At 57.8% G+C, this 18063-nt stretch carries 14 protein-coding genes and 1 tRNA gene; 4 read left to right on the forward strand and 11 right to left on the reverse strand.

The features are described from left to right. The first annotated feature begins 43 nt into the window (after positions 1-43). The 4 genes from FGO67_RS15710 to FGO67_RS15725 all read left to right on the forward strand — a co-directional run bounded on the left by FGO67_RS15710 (position 44) and on the right by FGO67_RS15725 (position 7311). On the forward strand, positions 44-2230 hold the full coding sequence (locus FGO67_RS15710) for a DNA topoisomerase III (protein ID WP_203301634.1): 2187 nt from the start codon (positions 44-46) through the stop codon (positions 2228-2230). Positions 2231-2343: 113 nt separating this feature from the next. Then, complete coding sequence (locus tag FGO67_RS15715) at positions 2344-3084, forward strand: response regulator transcription factor (RefSeq protein ID WP_203301635.1); 741 nt, start codon at positions 2344-2346, stop codon at positions 3082-3084. Then, the gene (locus FGO67_RS15720) at positions 3077-4714 is read left to right on the forward strand and encodes a FecR family protein (RefSeq protein ID WP_203301636.1); all 1638 of its coding nucleotides are present in this window, start codon (positions 3077-3079) and stop codon (positions 4712-4714) included. Before FGO67_RS15715 ends, FGO67_RS15720 begins: the two co-directional genes overlap by 8 nt. A 29-nt stretch (positions 4715-4743) precedes the next feature. Beyond that, a complete protein-coding gene (locus FGO67_RS15725) occupies positions 4744-7311 on the forward strand; it encodes a CHASE2 domain-containing protein (RefSeq protein WP_203301637.1) in 2568 nt (855 codons plus the stop codon). A 35-nt stretch (positions 7312-7346) separates the two neighbouring features. On the opposite strand, the gene FGO67_RS17135 is transcribed toward FGO67_RS15725, so the two are convergent. The 11 genes from FGO67_RS17135 to ispC form a co-directional block, all read right to left on the reverse strand. After that, positions 7347-7778 carry a fibronectin type III domain-containing protein gene (locus FGO67_RS17135; RefSeq protein ID WP_238942511.1) on the reverse strand — a complete coding sequence of 144 codons (432 nt, stop codon included), beginning with the start codon at positions 7776-7778 and terminating at the stop codon, positions 7347-7349. Between the two features lie 435 nt (positions 7779-8213). Continuing rightward, positions 8214-8290 (reverse strand) — tRNA-Met (locus FGO67_RS15735). Between the two features lie 70 nt (positions 8291-8360). Beyond that, positions 8361-9056: a ribonuclease HII gene (gene rnhB / locus FGO67_RS15740; protein WP_203301638.1), complete on the reverse strand. Its 696-nt coding sequence runs from the start codon at positions 9054-9056 to the stop codon at positions 8361-8363. A 2-nt stretch (positions 9057-9058) separates the two neighbouring features. Further along, positions 9059-10246 carry a lipid-A-disaccharide synthase gene (gene lpxB, locus FGO67_RS15745; protein WP_338039584.1) on the reverse strand — a complete coding sequence of 396 codons (1188 nt, stop codon included), beginning with the start codon at positions 10244-10246 and terminating at the stop codon, positions 9059-9061. Between the two features lie 18 nt (positions 10247-10264). Then, a complete protein-coding gene (gene lpxA / locus FGO67_RS15750) occupies positions 10265-11056 on the reverse strand; it encodes an acyl-ACP--UDP-N-acetylglucosamine O-acyltransferase (RefSeq protein ID WP_203301639.1) in 792 nt (263 codons plus the stop codon). Continuing rightward, a complete protein-coding gene (gene fabZ, locus FGO67_RS15755; RefSeq protein ID WP_041342533.1) occupies positions 11056-11493 on the reverse strand; it encodes a 3-hydroxyacyl-ACP dehydratase FabZ in 438 nt (145 codons plus the stop codon). The genes lpxA and fabZ overlap by 1 nt, the downstream gene beginning before the upstream one ends. An 11-nt stretch (positions 11494-11504) precedes the next feature. Beyond that, positions 11505-12530 (reverse strand): UDP-3-O-(3-hydroxymyristoyl)glucosamine N-acyltransferase, encoded by a 1026-nt coding sequence (lpxD, locus tag FGO67_RS15760; protein ID WP_203301640.1) that lies wholly within the window; start codon positions 12528-12530, stop codon positions 11505-11507. 42 nt (positions 12531-12572) lie between these two features. After that, positions 12573-13070 carry an OmpH/Skp family outer membrane protein gene (locus FGO67_RS15765; RefSeq protein WP_041342527.1) on the reverse strand — a complete coding sequence of 166 codons (498 nt, stop codon included), beginning with the start codon at positions 13068-13070 and terminating at the stop codon, positions 12573-12575. Between the two features lie 46 nt (positions 13071-13116). Further along, positions 13117-15435: an outer membrane protein assembly factor BamA gene (bamA, locus tag FGO67_RS15770; protein WP_203301641.1), complete on the reverse strand. Its 2319-nt coding sequence runs from the start codon at positions 15433-15435 to the stop codon at positions 13117-13119. A 44-nt stretch (positions 15436-15479) separates the two neighbouring features. Next, on the reverse strand, positions 15480-16829 hold the full coding sequence (gene rseP, locus FGO67_RS15775) for an RIP metalloprotease RseP (protein WP_203301642.1): 1350 nt from the start codon (positions 16827-16829) through the stop codon (positions 15480-15482). Positions 16830-16877: 48 nt separating this feature from the next. Continuing rightward, positions 16878-18062, reverse strand: a complete 1185-nt coding sequence (ispC, locus tag FGO67_RS15780; protein WP_203301643.1) for a 1-deoxy-D-xylulose-5-phosphate reductoisomerase — start codon at positions 18060-18062, stop codon at positions 16878-16880. Position 18063 lies beyond the last annotated feature (1 nt).

The raw sequence follows: 18063 nt of genomic DNA on the forward strand, positions 1-18063 counted from the left end.
CAAACGGCCACATTCCCATCCCGATTCAACCGCACACACGCTCATGCATCTGTACATCGCCGAAAAACCAAGCCTCGGTCGTGCCATCGCTGCCGCCCTGCCCGGTCCACACCAGAAAGGCCAGGGCTGGATCCGCTGTGGCAATGGCGAAACCGCCGCCACCGTCAGCTGGTGCATAGGCCACTTGCTGGAGCCCGCGGAACCGGCCCGCTATAACCCGGCCTGGAAGAAATGGCGCCAGGACGACCTGCCCATGTTTCCGGACAAATGGGAGGTCATGCCCAAGGACAGCGTGCGCCAGCAATTAAAGGTGCTCGAGTCTCTTATCCGGCAGGCCACAACCATTGTCCACGCGGGCGACCCCGACCGGGAAGGTCAGCTGCTGGTGGACGAGGTAATCCGCTACGTTGGCACCGAGGCGCCGGTCCAACGGGTACTGATCAACGACCTGACGCCCGCAGCCGTGGCCAGGGCCATACAGGCACCCAGAGACAACCGTGAATTCCGTCGGCTCTCGCATTCTGCCCTCGCCCGCCAACGCGCGGACTGGCTATACGGCATCAACCTGACCCGTTTTTACACCCTGAGTTACCAGCGGCCTGGCGAGCAAGGCGTGTATTCCGTCGGACGGGTTCAAACACCGGTCTTGGGGCTGGTGGTTGAGCGTGACAACACGATTGAGAATTTCGAACCAAAACCCTATTTCCGCATTGAAGCCCAGTTCGCGGCCCAGGAAGACGAGGCCGACCAGAGCCCTTTCACCGCCCGCTGGCTGCCCGATGAACAATTCCAGGAGCACCTCGACGAAGAAAACCGGCTGCTGGACCGAGCCACGGCGGATCAGATTGCCGCCGATGTACACGGCCGCCCCGGCACCATAACCGAGTCACGGTTCCGGGATCGCCCCGAAGCACCACCGCTCCCCCTGTCACTCTCGGCCCTGCAAATCGAGGCCGGCCGTCTGTTTCGTATGGGCGCTAAAGAGGTGCTCGACACCGCGCAGAATCTTTACGAACGCCATCAGCTGATCACCTATCCCCGGTCAGACTGTCGCTACCTTCCCGAGGGCCATTTCGGGCAAAGGGAACAGGTTGTTCGCGCCATTTCGAGAGTAGCTCCAGATTTAGCAGAAGCTTGCCGGCAAGCCGATACTGAGCGCCGCACGGCAGCCTGGAACGACAAGCAGGTTGATGCCCACCACGCCATAATTCCAACCAGCCGCCCATCGCCGAACGGGACGCTGACCGCTGCCGAGCAAAAACTGTATGGACTGATCAGTCGCTACTACCTGATGCAGTTCTCCGCCGATGCGGTACATCGGGAAGGTAAACTCACAGTTCGGGTGACCAACCACCAGTTCAGGGCCACCGAAACCGCCATTCTGGTCCCAGGCTGGAAAACTCTCGAACTGAAGCTGCGCGAAGGCCGCAACGAGCCATCAAAGGCACCTCTGCCACGCCTGGACAAAGGTGAGCCGGTGCTGTGCGGCGATACCACCATCGCAGAGCGTAAGACCCAGCCGCCACAGCACTTTACCGACGCCACACTGCTGTCGGCGATGACCAACATTGCCCGCTTCGTGACTGACCCAAACCTGCGGAAAACCTTAAGGGAAACAGACGGCCTTGGCACCGAAGCCACCCGTGCCGCCATCATCGACACCCTGTTCAAGCGGGAGTACCTGTACCGCGACAGCCGCCATATTCGCGCCACCGAAAAAGCCAAGGCATTGATTACCGCCCTGCCGGAGTCGGTCAGCAAACCCGACCGGACCGCAGTCTGGGAAGCCACCCTGGAGAGCATTCGTCGTGGCGAAGGTGATCCACGGGAATTCCTCGACACCCTGAAACAGGAAGTTCGGGGCTTCATCAATCTTCCTCAGGGCGCACCTAAAGTTGATCCAGCCTCGGATGGCGCCGAGCCGGCGCAGGATGGCCAGGTACACTGCCCAAAATGCCGGGCGCCAATGACCGAAAGGGATGGCAAGTTCGGTCGCTTCTTCGCCTGCACACGCTATCCCCAGTGCCGGGGCACCCGCCCTCTTGAGGATGCGGCGCCGGAAGACGGCACCGGGCAGAAACCCATCCCCTGCCCCCACTGCTTTTCCCCCCTGGTCCGCAGGAAAGGGAAAAAAGGCTGGTTCTGGGGCTGCAGTAATTTCCCCGCTTGCCGACAAACAATCAATGACGACAACGGAAAGCCAGCACTTCATTTACGCAACTCTACATAACGAAACTGAACGAACAGTCAGTTTTTGTGATAATCAATTGATATAAACCGGTAATCTGTTCCATGCCCGGGCACTAGGCACGGTCAGAGTCGCAAAACCCATGGAGAGGTCTGATGCGCATTGCTCTGCTTGAAGATGAATACGAACAGGCGCAGCACGTCCAGTCGATGCTGTCAGAGCGTGCTCACCACTGCGACACTTTTCCAACGGGTCAGGCGTTTCTCAGCGCCGTTCTTCATCGCAGCTATGATTTGCTGATCCTCGACTGGCAGATACCGGACATGACCGGCATCGACGTACTCGAAAGTGTCAGAGCACAGCTCAACTGGGTGGTTCCGGTGGTATTCCTGACCCAACGTGACAGCGAAGCCGATGTTGTGCGCGCACTGGATGCCGGCGCCGACGACTACCTGGCCAAGCCTGCCCGGGCTGCGGAACTGGTGGCTCGCATCAATGCCCTCGCTCGCCGCAGCAACCCGGACAGCGAAAAAGAAGTTCTGAAATACGGTCCTTTCGAAGTGAACACCCAGCGCCGAATCATCACGCTGCACGGGGACGAACTGACCCTAACCGACAAAGATTTTGATCTGACCCTGTTCCTGTTCCAGAACCAGGGCCGCCTGCTGACCCGGGAAATGCTTCTGGAACGCGTTTGGGGCCTGGCACGGGAAATCAACACCCGCACCGTCGACACCCACATGAGTCGGCTGCGGCGTCGCCTTGGGCTGAACCCGGAAAACGGCTTCCGGATCAAAACCATTTATCAGCGCGGCTACCGGCTTGAATCCATGCAGCCCCCCCAAGTGGACAGCAGCTCCGACATCCGTGAAACCGACCGGGCCGCGAATGAGTAGAGCTGGAACACTAAGAACGCTTCTGGCACTTGCAACTTCGGCCATTCTCTGGACAGCAACGACTGCCCAGGCCGAGCTGTCCATCACCCAAGGCTCGGGCCTACCGTCTGCTCAGGCGCCTTCAGCGGCGGCGCAGGAATGGCTCTACACGTTGCGCCCGGGCGAAAATTACCATCAGGTTGCCAAGGAGCTGCTGGCTCGTGGCTACAATGCATCGCGCCTGCTGCAATTCAACAATATCGAAGAAGATGCTCTTGTGGCCGAGGGCGACAGCATCCGAATTCCCCTGCACTGGCTCAAACGCCAACCCGATGCAGCCCGGGTAACCTCGGTCTCCGGCTCGGTGCAGCTGATCTCCGGGGCAAATGGCCGGAAAATTCCGCTTACCCCTAATACCCTTATTCGCGCTGGTGATGAAATTATTTCCAGCTCGGGCTCGGCGACCGTCAGCCTGGCGGACGGATCGGAAGTCCGGCTGGCGCCCGATTCCCGATTGATATTCAATCGGCTCACCCAATACGGCAAATCCGGAATGGTAGACACCCGGCTGCGCCTTAATAAGGGCGAGGTTCACACCCGGGTCAGACCGGTGATTGAGGGCGGTGCCCGATTCGAAATTGAAACGCCATCTGCCGTTGCCGCCGTTCGAGGCACCGCCTTCGCCCTACAAACATCGGCAACCGGCAGCAGCCTTCAGGTTACCGAAGGTGTGGTTGATTTTGGTGTGCCCGGGAAAACCCGTCGGATTCCGGCCGGCTACAGCGCCACGGTTTCTACCCAGCCAAGTGGCGGACTCACCATTCGCCGCCTGCCACCGGCACCCGACGTCAACCCACTGCCAGCCACACTGACCCAATTACCCGCCACCTTGAAATGGGCACCCAGCCCGGCAACACAGCACCGGCTGGATATTTTTGAATCCGGGAGCGGACGCTGGGTGGAAAGCCGAGAGCTTGACGGCAGCCAATTCGACATCAGCATGCTGGACAATGGCGCCTACGAGATTCACTTGGCGGCACTGACTAACCGTGGCACCACCGGCCTGCCTGCCGTCGTACCGGTAAAAGTGGATCTGCAGGCCAAGGCCGCGAGCCTGATTGCGCCTGACGAGGGCAGCTTGGCAGACGACGATATGCCCGAATTCAGCTGGAGCCTGAATGGCCAGAATGAAGTGGCACGGGTGGAAATCGCAGAGGACGACAGCTTCAACGATCTGGTAACTTCAAGTGAGTGGGCACCTGAAACCTCAGCCCTGCCCCTGCGCCCGCTTAGTCCGGGTCAGTATTACTGGCGCGTTGTGACTGAGGCAGGTGGCACCTCGGTGGCCACGAGCGAAACCAGGAAAGTGGTAGTGAATGGCAGCCTGCCGCCAGTGCGCATCATCAGCATCAACTACGTTGACAGTCAGGTGCGGGTGTTCTGGGAAAAAGTCCGGACCGCTCAGGAATATCACCTTCAGCTCTCAGAAGAACCGGAATTCCAGAACATAATCAAGGAGGCAACGCTACCTGAGACGACAGCAGCCTTGCGTCTGATTCCCGGAAGACGGTATTTTGTGCGGCTGAAAGCTCTTTCAGATGCCCCCCTGACCAGTCGCTGGGGCCCCGGGAGGGAACTCTACCTGGAATAATCCATTGACCAACCGATACAGCAGGACGCATGAACCGGGATTGGCTGCCAATAAAAACGACTCCCTGGACCATGGGCCTGCTTCTGACCCTGCTGATTCTGCTTATCCAGGCATCGGCGCTGCCTGATCGCCTCAACCTCTGGCTTTACGATATAGCCACCACCTCCCTGCCAGCCAAGCCGTCCGATGATGTTGCCATCGTCGCCATTGATGAGCTCAGTCTGAACCGCATCGGCCGATGGCCCTGGCAACGCAGTGTCCATGCAGACGTCATCCGAAAACTGCACGCCGCCGGCGCCGACACCGTTGTCTTCGACATTCTGTTTCCCGAGCCGTCGCCAGACGATGAGGAACTGGCCCGGGCCATGGCTAACCACGGCAACGTCGTGTTGCCGGTCTACTTATCGCCCCCAGCGTCCAATTACCTGCTGAGCGAACAGTTGCCCACGGCACAATTGGCCTCTGCTGCCGCTGCACTCGGACATGCTCACGTGGAACTGGACACAGACGGTGTTGCCCGGGGGCTCTATCTGTTCAACGGCCTGGGGCGCCATTTATGGCCGAGCCTTTCTGCAGCCGCTAACCGATCGGCCAAACCGAACACCAGTTCCCACGGGGCACCACCGTTTGTCAATGTCCGAGTCGGTTATCATGCTGTGCCGCTGGCCGGTGGCGCCGGAACCTTGCCCACGCACTCCTATGTTCGAGTATTGAACGAGCCCGCCAATCCCAGTCTATTCAATGGCAAAACGGTATTTGTAGGCGCAACGGCAGCAGGCTTCGGGGATATCCTGCCAACGCCATTTTCAGGCCTGAGCCGACCAATGTCCGGTGTGGAATTCCACGCCAATGCGTACTCCGCCCTCAGCCAGGAGCTGATAATAAAGCCCACGCCCCGCTGGGTTGGTCCGGGCCTTGCGCTGGCGACAATCCTACTGTTGGCAATCACGCTGCCGAGAATGCGACCTACCCGCACACTGTTGGCGTGTCTGTTTACCCTGGCTGCCGTGATAGCGGTGTTCCTGCTTGGCCTGTTCACCGCTCGGGTCTGGCTGCCGGTGGCCAATGCGCTGCTGGTCCCCCTGCTGGCGTTTCCGGTATCAAGTGGTTTCCGCCTGGCCATGACCAACCGGTTCCTCAATCGACAACTGGACGTACTCGCCCGTACACCCCACGTTTCCGTTCCGGACCCGACCCGCAGGCACCCGGCTCAGCTTCTGGAGCATCTGCAGGCGCTGCTGCAGCCCCGTGGCTGGTTCCTGATCGAAGACCGATTCATTCTCTCCGCCAAGGAGCTCTCAGCGGCGGATATTCCTCAGCAACTGTGCCCCGGCCAATGGCATCACGACAGCAATCGCAGCTGGGTGCAGCTGATGCGCGGCAAAACCGCCTACACTCTTGGCCTGATTCTGCCCAACGACCTAAGTCGCGACGCCATACAGCGCTATCTGCGGCGCCTGCACCTGGAATTCTCCCAGGACGCCAGGAAGACGGAACGCCCGCGGGAGAATATTTCCGCGCGAATTCAACGGGTACGCATCGCCACGGAGCGGCTCAATCACATGCAACAGTTTATTCGCCACAGCTTTGAGCGCATGCCCGACGGCATCATTGTGACCGATGAACTGGGTGTCATCCGGTTTGCCAACGGTCATATTGAAGAATGGTTCCAGGAACCCATGCCCAGCCTCGGCGGCTTGCCGCTTCCGCGGCTTCTGGAGGGCCACGACCCCCGGGAAAAACCACCCTGGCATGAGACCGTATCTGAGACTCTGACACTGCAACAGAGCCGGACAGTGGACCTGCACATCCACAACAAAGACTTTCTCATCCACTTTGCACCGTTTGCTCTGCCAGACAGCGACCAGCACGGCATCATCGCGAACATCTCCGACATTTCCGAGCTTCGCGAGCAGCAACGCCAGCACCGCGAAGCCATCGACTTCATTTCCCACGATGTCCGCTCGCCACTGGTGTCCCAACTGGCGCTGATCGAGCAGCTGAAACGCGACCCCAGCCATATCGACCAGCAACAGCTGGATCAGCTTGGCCGATTAGCCAGGCGCAGCTACCACCTCGCGGAGGAGTTTGTTCAGCTTGCCCGCGCCGAACAACTGACGGAGACCCGCTTTTACGAGTGCGAAATTCTGGCAATTGTGGAGAATGCCCGCGACAGCGTCAGTGAACAGGCGGCCGAAAAAGGCATTCACTTCCACCTTCAGGGTACTGAGGATCTTTGGCTAAGAGGCAATGCGGAGTTGCTTGAGAGAGCGGTCATCAACCTGCTGACCAACGCCGTCCAGTATAGCCCGACAGGATCGGCGATCGACATTCAGGTATTCCGCGCCGGCCACCTGGCCTGTCTGACCATCGGTGATGAAGGCAGCGGTATTGATCCCGAAGAGCTCCCCCACCTGTTCGACCGTTATCGCCGTCAGAAGCGCAGTGAACTAGCCGGAGTGCACGGCACCGGGCTCGGGTTGTCATTCGTAAAGACAGTGGTTGAAAAGCACAGAGGACAAATTGCAGTAGCCTCAGAACCCGGGGAAGGATCCACTTTCACACTAAGGCTTCCAATAGCCGACCCTCTTGCCTGAGACTGCATTCCTTCAGGCAGACGGGGAAATCACGGTTAAGACTGTACAGATTTGCTTACAACGTCTGACGGCTCACTGATGAGACCGCTGGTGTCCTGAACCTGAATGGTGAAGTACCAGGTACCGTTATCGAGCCCACTGATTGCGTAAGACATCTCCGCCTGCGCCTGGGCATTGGTTACCACCACTTCTTCGGTCAGGTTCTCGTCATCCTGACCATAGCGAATCACATACCGGTCCAACTCCCCCATGGGAATGCTCTCACCGTTGACTCGAGTGAGGGGCGCATTCCAGCTCAACACCGCCGTACGCGGGCCTGAGACACCCCCACCGACATTGCCAGCTCCCGTGACTGACGAAGAACCTGAGCTGCCAGAGCCGGACGATCCGCCACCACACCCCGTTAGAAAAGCTCCCATCACAAACGCGGCGATCCATGCCGTTGACATTTTGCTGACGCGTTTCATGTGCATATCCACCATTATTTCGTCGATTTTGTAAAATTGTATAAAACGAGGTCGATATTAAATGTGACAAACGTCGGTTTCCTAATTACAAATTGGTCAATTTTTCGACAGGAATAGGTAACAAAACGACCCATGACACTGTTTCTTGGGCAATTTCTTGCCCAAAATGACACAGGGATACGCAGTAATACTTACAAAAAGGTCAGGAAGCAGGCGTAAAAATGCGTCAGATTCAACAAAGCTTCTGGAGGAGACTTGGGCATGACGTCAGAATAGCGCCAACATTACCGCTATTGAATAGGAGTTAATGCGTCAAGGCGTCGGCAACTAGTGAGCGGATTAGCAGGATGGAACAGACCAGCAAGCCGATCAGGCGGCTCAACTTTTTTAAGCACAAAAAAAGACGGATCAGAAAACTGATCCGTCTTTAAAAAATGGTAGCGGGGGCAGGATTCGAACCTACGACCTTCGGGTTATGAGCCCGACGAGCTACCAGACTGCTCCACCCCGCATCAAAACTGGTTGTTTACCGGGGAACCCCCGATCAACGTGCGCGTATAATAGGGAGCTAACGGCGCCCTGTCAATCACTATTTTCAAACAAATCAGTTGGAAAGGACAGGTCTTCGGTAACCACGCGCTCAGTGATTGCAGGTGGCTGCCAAAGACCAACAGCATCAATGGCTTCACGAACCGGGCGAAAGGAACGCCGATGTTCAGGTGTCGCACCCAGGCGATTCAGTGCCTCCAGGTGCACGGGCGTCGGGTATCCCTTGTGCTTGGCCAGTCCATAGCCTGGGTACGTCTGCTCCAACACCTCCATCTCCCGATCCCGCGCCACCTTGGCCAGGATCGATGCGGCACTGATTGCCTCAACCCGGCTATCGCCCTTCACTACCGGTTCGGAGGGCCAGCGCCAGTTCGGGCACCGGTTGCCGTCCACCAGCACATACTCCGGCTCAACCCTCAAACCCTCAACGGCACGCGCCATAGCGACCATGGTGGCTTGATAGATATTCAACTGATCAATCTCATGGGCCTCACACCGGCCAATGCACCAGGCTTCAGCCTTGGCTATGATCTCGTCGTAAAGGGCGTTGCGCTTTTTTTCCGTCAGCTTCTTGGAATCGGCAAGCCCGGAAATGGGCCGGTCCGGGTGCAGAATGACCGCCGCGGTAACGACAGCACCGATCAATGGCCCGCGTCCCACTTCATCCACACCCGCCAGCAGTGAGCCCCGGTAAGAGCACTCGAACGGCGGCAGCTCGACACGCGCCATGATTAACCTCGCCTTCCTTCCAGCAATTCTGAAACTGCCTGGGCGGCCTTTTCATCCGCATCCTGCCTGAGCGTGTGGTGCAGCTCGGTAAAGGCAGCAAACAGATGCTCGCGCTCGCTCTCATTCTCCAGGCGCTCAAGTACCGCCGTACCCAGGGATTCAGGGCTGGCGTCGGCCTGCAACAATTCAGGAACCAACGCCTTTTTCGCCAGCAGGTTCGGCAACGCAACATGGGGCACTTTCACTAACCGGGACAGCAACGCGTAGCTGAAATCACTCAGCCGATATCCAACCACCATAGGCTTTTTCAGCAGCATCGCTTCCAAGGTCGCGGTACCGGAGGCTAACAGGACCACATCGGACGCTGCCATCACCTCCCGTGAACGACCCCGAACAATGGTTACCTGCAGCTTCACCTCCAAGGCATCTACCAGGTCCCGCACCTGCCGCTCGCGATCCCGATTGACACAGGGAATCACCAATTGCAGATCCGGCCGCCTTTCCTGAATCCAGCGCGCGGCTTCAAGGAACAGGGTACCCAGACGCTCTACCTCACCAGCCCGGCTTCCGGGCAGCACAGCCAGCAACGGCGCCTGGTCGTCCAGACCCAGTTCCTGACGCGCCTTTCCGGTATCCGGGACCATCGGTATCCGATCGGCCAAAGGGTGACCGACAAACGCCACAGGCACCTGATGCTCTTCGTAGAATCGGGCCTCAAAAGGAAACAGTGTCAGCATCAGGTTAACGGACTTGGCTATCTTAAAGATGCGTTTCTGGCGCCACGCCCACACCGATGGACTGACATAATGAACCGACGGGATGCCCGCATCGCGGCAACGGCGTTCGATAGCGAGGGTGAAATCCGGAGAATCGATTCCAATCACAACATCCGGCGGCGTAGTGAAGAAGTACTCCAGCAAGCGAGCTCGAATCTGGAACAACTCTCGGATGCGGCCGAGCACTTCAACCAGCCCCATAACCGATAGCCGCTCCATGGGCACCAGAGAATGAAAGCCTTCGGCGATCATGTCGTCGCCGCCGATGCCGACGAAGCGAGCCTTGGGATAGCGGGCGCGAAGAGAGCGGATTAAACCGGCACCCAGAATATCGCCGGAGGCCTCACCAGCAATGATTCCGAACGTAATGGCGCGGTTGCTGACAACCGCGCACTGCTTAGGAAGGTCCGTCACCAGCAGGCTCCCGCCAGATTAGCGGATGATGCCGCGATGCGCTCCACGAAGGGAGTCAATGAGGGGGCGTATCTCAGGAATGTCCGAATAGGCGTTGGTCAACTCTTCCACCGCCTGCTCGGTCGTGAGCCCTTGGCGATAGATCACCTTGTAAGCGCGACGTAGCGTCAGCAGGACTTCCTTGCTGAACCCACGGCGCTTCAAACCTTCCACGTTCATGCCATGGGGCTCGGCGGACTGGCCACTGGCCATCACGTAAGCAGGAATATCCTTGAGCACAATGCTGCCGCCGGCCGCCATACTGTGAGGGCCAATCTGACAGAACTGGTGCACCATGGTGCCACCGCCCAGAATGGCGAAATCACCCACGTTAACGTGACCCGCCAGGGTCGCGCAGTTGGCCAGAATAGCGTTATCACCCACCACACAATCGTGGGCAACGTGCACGTAGGCCATCAGAAGGTTACCGCTGCCGATCCGGGTTTCACCACGATCCTGGATCGTGCCCCGGTGGATTGTGCAATTCTCGCGAATTACGTTGTTATCACCAATCGTCAGCGTCGTCGGTTCACCCGCGTACTTCTTATCCTGGCATTCCTCTCCAATACTGGAGAACTGGAAAATCCGGTTGTTGCGACCGATCACTGTCGGCCCCTTCACAACCACGTGGGACAGAATCTCGGTGCCTTCTCCGATCTCAACGCCGGGCCCAATGTAGCTCCACGGGCCAACGGTCACGTTGTCCGCGAGTTTGGCTGATGGGTCTACAATCGCTTGAGGATGAATACCCGACCAGTCACTTGTCGCCATCAAACTTCTCTCTCAGCGGTCAGAATCTCTGCCACGCACACGACGTCACCGTCGACCAATGCCCGACATTCGAATTTGTAGATGCCACGCTTGCCGGAAATCAGCTCTGACTCCATGCAGAGTTGGTCTCCCGGCAACACAGGACGCTTGAAGCGTGCCTTACTGGATCCAGCTAAATATTGTACCACGCCGTCTGCGGGTTTCCGCCCCACGGTCACAAATCCGAGAATGCCGGAAAGCTGCGCCATGGCCTCGATGATCAGCACACCCGGCATGATTGGATTATTGGGGAAGTGGCCCTGAAAGAATGGCTCGTTGACTGAGACGTTCTTATAACCCTTAATCGATTTCCCTTTCTCCACTTCGGTAACCCGGTCCACTAGCAGGAACGGATAGCGATGCGGCAGGTATTCCAGAATTTCGTCTATTCCCATCATCTTGCTTGGCCTCAGCCTTTTGATTTCTTTTCCAGGTCTCTAATTCGTCGCGCCAGATCGTCCAGCTGCCGAAATCGAACGGCATTCTTGCGCCACTGCCGGTTGGTATCGGCACTGGTGCCCGAAGAATACACGCCAGCTTCCCGGATATCGCCAGTCACCAGGGTCATCCCGGTCAGATGCACCTGGTCCGCGATTTCCAGATGGCCAGCAACGCCAGAGGCGCCGCCAAACACGCAGTGACGACCAATGCGCGTACTGCCCGCGATACCGACCATGGCAGCCATGGCACTGTGATCACCAATTTGCACGTTGTGCGCAATCTGAATCAGGTTGTCGAGCTTCACGCCGTCTCCGATCAGAGTATCGTCAAGCGCGCCTCGGTCGATGGTGGTGTTTGCACCCACTTCCACATCATCGCCCAACACCACTCGGCCTAGCTGGGCAATCCGTTGCCAGACACCTTTCTCATTGGCAAATCCAAACCCATCCGATCCGATTACAGCGCCACTCAAGATGTGACAACGTTGCCCCAGAACCACATCGTGAGCCAGAGTCACGCGCGGTCGGATCACTGTGGCGGCACCAATTTGAGCTCGCGCACCAATGACCGAGCCAGCGCCGATCACAACCTGCTCGCCAACAACGACGCCGGCCTCGATCACCACGTTGGGGCCAATCGAAGCGGTGTCCGCCACGTGGGCATCCGGGTCCACCACGGCCGACGGGTGAATGCCTGGCTGGGCAACGGGCTCTGGATCAAACCAGTGGCTCAGACGCGCGTAGCCCAGATAGGGATTATCGAGTAACAGCACATTGATTTCAGAGTCGCCGACTGCTGCCGGAGACATGATCACAGCCGACGCCTGGGTATTCGCCAGGTACTTGGCATAGGACGGATTCGCCAGAAAACTGATCTGACCCGGTGTCGCTGCCTGCAATGTGGCGAGACCGGTCACCTCAAGGTCTGGATTCCCCTTGAGTTCGGCGCCCAACGCCGTGGCGATTTCGCCGAGCCGGAAGGACTTCTTTGTCATCACTCGCTCCCTAAAAACAGTCCGGGGACACCCGCCTGGTACTTAACGGTTCAGCTTCTCAAGTAGCTGCGGGGTCAGATTCATCTCCGGCTTCACATAAACCACCGCTTCGCTGGGCAGGATAATGTCGAGATCGTTCTCTTCAAGTAACTCTTCCACAGCGAGATCGACTTCCGGGCGGGCTTGCTCAAGGAACGCTTGCTTACGCTGTGCGACGGCACTATCAAGACGCTGCTTCAGGAAGTTGAATTCCTTTACCTTTTCCTGAAATTCGCCAGTCAGCTTGCTGCGCTCGCTTTCGTTCATCATCGCGCCATCTTTTTCCAGACGCTCTTTGAGCTTACGAGCTTCTTCCTGCACTTCACGTACTTTGGCTTCGTCAGCGGCAAAGTCCTTCTGCAGTGACTCACTGAAACTCTTCGCATCGTTGGACGAGAACAGTGCTTGGCGCAGGTCAACGACGCCGATGCGGGTCTCGGCCATCGCCGGAAACGATAGCACCATCAGGGCCGCTGCAATCATCATGAAAATTCGGAACATTGGGTTTCTCCTACGTTTAATCCGTTGTTTTTATGCTGTTCATTCGTCAGAAGGTCTGACCCAGCGAGAACTGGAAGACCTGAGTTTCATCGCCATCTTTATCATTCAGTGGCTTCGCAAGACTGAAAGCCAGCGGGCCGACGGCGGTAATCCACTGGAAACCGACACCCGCGGACAGCCGCACTTCTTCAAGCTCGGGCTCGAAATCACGGTCGGTATCAAACACCTGGCCCGCATCCACGAAGAACGCTGTCCGCATCGAGCGACTGTCACCGGCAAAAGGTGTCGGGAAAATTAATTCAAGGCTACCCTCGGTCAGCACATTACCACCGAACGGATCTGGGTCAGACAAGTCGTTGGGACTGTTGGTGGCCCGCGGTCCCAGGGAGTTCGCCTCGTAACCCCGGACAGAACCATAACCGCCAGCGTAGAAGTGCTCGTAGAACGGCATCTGGGTGCGATCGCCGTAGCCATCGCCGTAGCCGATGTCTGACCGGGCCCGGAAAATCCAGTTACCGGAATCGGTGATCGGCTGATAAAAATCAGTCTTATGACTGACCTTGTAGAACGTCAGGTCACTGCCCGGTACCGCCACATCGAGTGACACCGAATGGCTGTAGCCATCGGTCGGCAGAACACCCCGGTTCAGGGTGCTTCGGCGCCAGCTACCGAACAGGAAGTAGTTATTAAAGGAGTCGCCCTCCTCCTCGATGAAATCATTCACCTCCTGGGATGTGAAGGTACCGGCCTTGATGTTGGACTGGGTGTAGCCCAATCCAAAGTTCAGACGGGTAATGCTGTCCGTAGGATAACCGAAGGTAACACGGCCACCGTATTCATCCAGCAAGTACGAGGAGATGTCTTCGTCTTCGTAGTCGGTCTCGCGGGCGAACAGACTGAAGCCGCGGCTGACGCCATCCACCGTGTAATACGGATCCAGGTAGGAAACGTTGGCGCTCTTGACCGAGTCACTCACGTTGACGCCGAACGACACCCGTTTACCGGTACCGAAGAAGTTGTTCTCTGACACGTTGGCGCCGAGGATAACCCCGGAATCCTGGGAGAAACCAACGGACGCAGATAGGCTGCCCGTGGGCTGTTCTTCGACACTGTAGTTCACATCCACCAAATCGTCGGTGCCGGGAACCGGAACAGTTTCAACTTCCACCGTTTTGAAAAAGCCCAAACGTTCGAGCTTGGTCTTGGAAAATTCAATTCGATCGGAGGAAGCAATGCCACCTTCCATCTGCGTCATTTCCTGGCGCAGGACATCGTCCCGAGTGGAGACGTTGCCATCGAACTTCACCCGGCGAACGTAAGCACGCTTGCCGGGCTCAACAAAGAAGGTAACCGCAGCGGTATTGTCTTCGCCCGGCTCGGGCACAGCGTTGACGTTGGCGAAGGCGTAACCCTCACGCCCCAGCCGGAAAGCCAGCGCCTCGGAGATCGCGGTCATCCGGGCACGGGAGAAGACATCGCCCTCTTCCACCGGAATCAGCTTACGCAATTCCTCTTCGCCGACGATCAGATCGCCGCGCAGATTGATTTCCGAGATGGTGTACTGAGGCCCTTCATTGAGCGCGATGGCAATGAATACCTGCTGCTTGTCCGGAGAGATGGAAACCTGGCTCGATTCCACGTTGAAATCCAGGTAGCCACGATCCAGATAGAACGACCGCAGCGACTCCAGATCACCACTCAGACGTTCACGGGCGTATTTATCCGAGTTAGTGAGGGAATTCCACCAGGAGCTGGTCTTGAGTTCGAACAGCCCGAGCAGCTCTTCGTCCTTAAAGTCCTCGTTACCCACAATGTTGATGTGGTGGATGGCAGCTACCGTACCCTCATTGATCTCCAGGCGAATAGCAACACGGTTTCGCGGTTGGTCTTCCGCGGTCGCCTTGACGCGGGCGTTGTAGCGACCCTGGGCGATGTAGGAACGGAGGATTTCCAGCTCCAGCCGCTCCAGTGTCGCTCGGCGGAACACCTGACCTTCCTGCAATCCGGCGCCCGAAAGCGCGTCCATCAGCATTTCAGTCTCGATGTTCTTGTTGCCCTCAATCTCAATGGAACTGATGGAGGGACGCTCCCGAACAGTCAGGATCAGAACGCCGGCATCGCGGCTGGCTTCAATATCAGTAAAGAGACCGGTCCGGAACAGGGACTTGATGGCATCGGCCAGCTCGGACGGGTCGACCTGCTCACCAATGTTGACTGGGAAGGATGAAAATACCGTACCGGCAGATACCCTTTGCAGGCCCTCAACCTCAATATCCGCAACCGTAAATTCGTCTGCCGTGGCTGTATTTATGCCAGTCGCGGCTACAGCGAGGCCAATGGCTACACCTAGAAGAGAACGTCTCATTCAAATATTTCGCCTGGTTAATGCGCGTAAAGAGCTCGCAATTCTCACAACCGCATCAGGTCGTTGTAAAGAGCAAACACCATTAATGTAAGAATCAATGCCATACCAATTCGTAACCCGAGTGCCTGGACCTGATCAGAAAGCGGCCGGCCCCGGATGGCTTCGATGGTGTAATAAACGATATGCCCACCATCGAGAATGGGCACTGGCAACAAATTAAGAACGCCAAGACTGATGCTGAGATAGGCCAGAAACCTGACAAAATCTTCAAAGCCCGAGCTCACGCTGGCTTCGGCAACCCGGGCAATAGTGATCGGCCCACTCAGATTGGTCGGGGACAGCAACCCGGTCACCATTTTCTTGATGGCGACAAGGGTCAGCCGTGTGTCTGACCAGGTCTCGTTTACGGCGTGGGGGATCGCAGCCAACGGGCCATAACTGACTTCCCGCAAAGCCTCTTCGGGCCAGGACACGGGCTGAACACCGGCCCCGACAAACCCGATGGTCTCACTACCGTCAACGGTTTTTGCTTTCGGTGTTACCTGAATCGCGCGTTCGGCACCGTCGCGCAGAATGGTCAGGGCCAGGGTTTGTTCCGGCGCTTTCTGAATAAAGTCCACCAGAGCAAACCAGTTCGTCACCGGCTCACCATCTACGGCCAACACCTGATCGCCAGTTTGCAAGCCTGCCTGCTGGGCACGGCCGCCCTCTGAGATCTGTCCGAGTACCGGGGGAATGTCAGGTCGCCAGGGCGTAATCCCGAATTCGGCCAAGGGGTTCGGGGATTGCTCGCTCAGGCGCCAACCACCCAACTCACCTGCAACGGTTCCTCGCGCGCCGTTGTCGGTGACCTCGATGGCAATCTCGCCACGCTCACCAGCTCGCTCCAGCAGGCGCATGTTCACATCGCGCCAGGACGAAACCCGATGACCATCGACCGCGTGCAGCTCCATGCCTTCGCGCAGGCCCATCCGCTCGGCCACCGTATCCGGGGCGACGTCGCCCACAATGGGAGCGACCGAGGTGACCCCGACAATACCTAGCAACCAGTAGGCGGCCAGGGCAAATAGGAAATTGGCTACCGGGCCAGCGGCGGCAATGGCAATGCGCTGGGACGGTGATTTGGAGGTGAAGGCCTGATCTTTCAACTCTGCAGGAACCGGGCCTTCCCGCTCATCCAGCATCTTGACATAGCCACCCAGGGGAATCGCCGCAACCGCGAACTCGGTGCCATGACGGTCATACCAGGAAAATAACGGCTTACCAAACCCCACCGAGAATCGGAGCACCTTGACGCCACAACGGCGGGCAACCCAGAAATGGCCGTACTCGTGCAATGTGACGAGAATGCCCAGGGTCAGCGCGAGCGCCAAAATGGTTTCGATTATTTGCATAGCATTCCCGGTTAGTGGCTAAAACGCACAAGCACAATGTTCGAAATTTCAGACAGTTAACATTCCAATCTGTTCCCGGGCGCGCTCTCTCGCTTCAAAATCCTTAGCGAAAATCGCCTCAAAACTGTCTGCTGGCATCACTGTCGTGGCCGCCAGCGTCCGCTCTATGATAACGGGGATATCGGCAAAACACAGGTTACCGGCCAGAAAGGCTGCAACAGCCTCCTCATTGGCGGCATTCAGCACCGCTGGCGCAGTGCCACCCTGAACAAATGCCTCGGCCGCCAACCTCAGGCATGGGAAGCGTACCAGATCTGGCCGTTCAAAATGGAACCGGCCTATGGAAAACAGATCCAGCGGAGCAACCCCGGCGTCTATGCGTTCGGGCCAGGCCAGGCCATTGGCAATAGGAGTGCGCATGTCCGGGCTCCCCAACTGGGCCAACACCGATCCGTCCACATACTCGACCATGGAGTGAATAATGCTCTCAGGGTGGACGTGTACCTCAACCCGCTCGGGTGTGGTATTGAACAGCCAGCAAGCTTCGATCAGCTCCAGCCCCTTGTTCATCAGGGTGGCGGAATCCACTGAAATTTTCTGCCCCATTGACCAGTTGGGGTGAGCACAGGCCTGGGCCGGAGAAACCGATCGAAGTGCCTCCGCGCTATGCTCGCGGAATGGCCCACCTGACGCTGTCAACAGGATCCGGGCGACACCCGCGCCTTGGGGATCGCGAATCCGGTCCGAGGGCAGGCACTGGAATATCGCGTTGTGCTCGGAGTCAATCGGTAGCAGCTCGGCGCCAGAATCGGCAACCGCGTCCATGAACAGCTTACCGGACATCACCAGCGCTTCTTTGTTCGCCAACAGCACGCGCTTACCAGCGCGAACGGCCGCCAATGTTGGCGGCAGACCTGCAGCACCCACGATAGACGCCATGACAGTATCGGCAGCCGGGGCCGACGCCACCTCACAAAGCCCCTCGGTACCGCTAAGAACACGGATATCCGGCAGATCAGACAAGAGCTCGGCCAGCAGCTTCGCTGCAGCCTGATCGGCCATCACCGCCACCTCCGGCTGGAACTCACGACACAGCGCCGCCAGCTCGCTCGCCCGAGTACCGGCTGTAAGTGCATAAATTGAAAAACGATCGGGATGGCGCCGGATCACGTCCAGCGTGCTCAAACCAATAGAACCAGTCGCTCCGAGTATCGTAAGGCGGCGCGTTTCCATG

It is taken from the genome of Marinobacter sediminum (assembly GCF_016820575.1).
In the GTDB taxonomy this organism is placed as follows: domain Bacteria; phylum Pseudomonadota; class Gammaproteobacteria; order Pseudomonadales; family Oleiphilaceae; genus Marinobacter; species Marinobacter sediminum.

Bases quoted from the DNA above. Each gene is read 5' to 3' on its own strand.
- FGO67_RS15710 (WP_203301634.1), top strand. From the start codon at position 44: ATGCATCTGTACATCGCCGAAAAACCAAGCCTCGGTCGTGCCATCGCT.
- FGO67_RS15715 (WP_203301635.1), top strand. From the start codon at position 2,344: ATGCGCATTGCTCTGCTTGAAGATGAATACGAACAGGCGCAGCACGTC.
- FGO67_RS15720 (WP_203301636.1), top strand. From the start codon at position 3,077: ATGAGTAGAGCTGGAACACTAAGAACGCTTCTGGCACTTGCAACTTCG.
- FGO67_RS15725 (WP_203301637.1), top strand. From the start codon at position 4,744: ATGAACCGGGATTGGCTGCCAATAAAAACGACTCCCTGGACCATGGGC.
- FGO67_RS17135 (WP_238942511.1), bottom strand. From the start codon at position 7,778: ATGAAACGCGTCAGCAAAATGTCAACGGCATGGATCGCCGCGTTTGTG.
- rnhB (WP_203301638.1), bottom strand. From the start codon at position 9,056: ATGGCGCGTGTCGAGCTGCCGCCGTTCGAGTGCTCTTACCGGGGCTCA.
- lpxA (WP_203301639.1), bottom strand. From the start codon at position 11,056: ATGGCGACAAGTGACTGGTCGGGTATTCATCCTCAAGCGATTGTAGAC.
- fabZ (WP_041342533.1), bottom strand. From the start codon at position 11,493: ATGATGGGAATAGACGAAATTCTGGAATACCTGCCGCATCGCTATCCG.
- lpxD (WP_203301640.1), bottom strand. From the start codon at position 12,530: ATGACAAAGAAGTCCTTCCGGCTCGGCGAAATCGCCACGGCGTTGGGC.
- FGO67_RS15765 (WP_041342527.1), bottom strand. From the start codon at position 13,070: ATGTTCCGAATTTTCATGATGATTGCAGCGGCCCTGATGGTGCTATCG.
- bamA (WP_203301641.1), bottom strand. From the start codon at position 15,435: ATGAGACGTTCTCTTCTAGGTGTAGCCATTGGCCTCGCTGTAGCCGCG.
- rseP (WP_203301642.1), bottom strand. From the start codon at position 16,829: ATGCAAATAATCGAAACCATTTTGGCGCTCGCGCTGACCCTGGGCATT.
- ispC (WP_203301643.1), bottom strand. From the start codon at position 18,062: ATGGAAACGCGCCGCCTTACGATACTCGGAGCGACTGGTTCTATTGGT.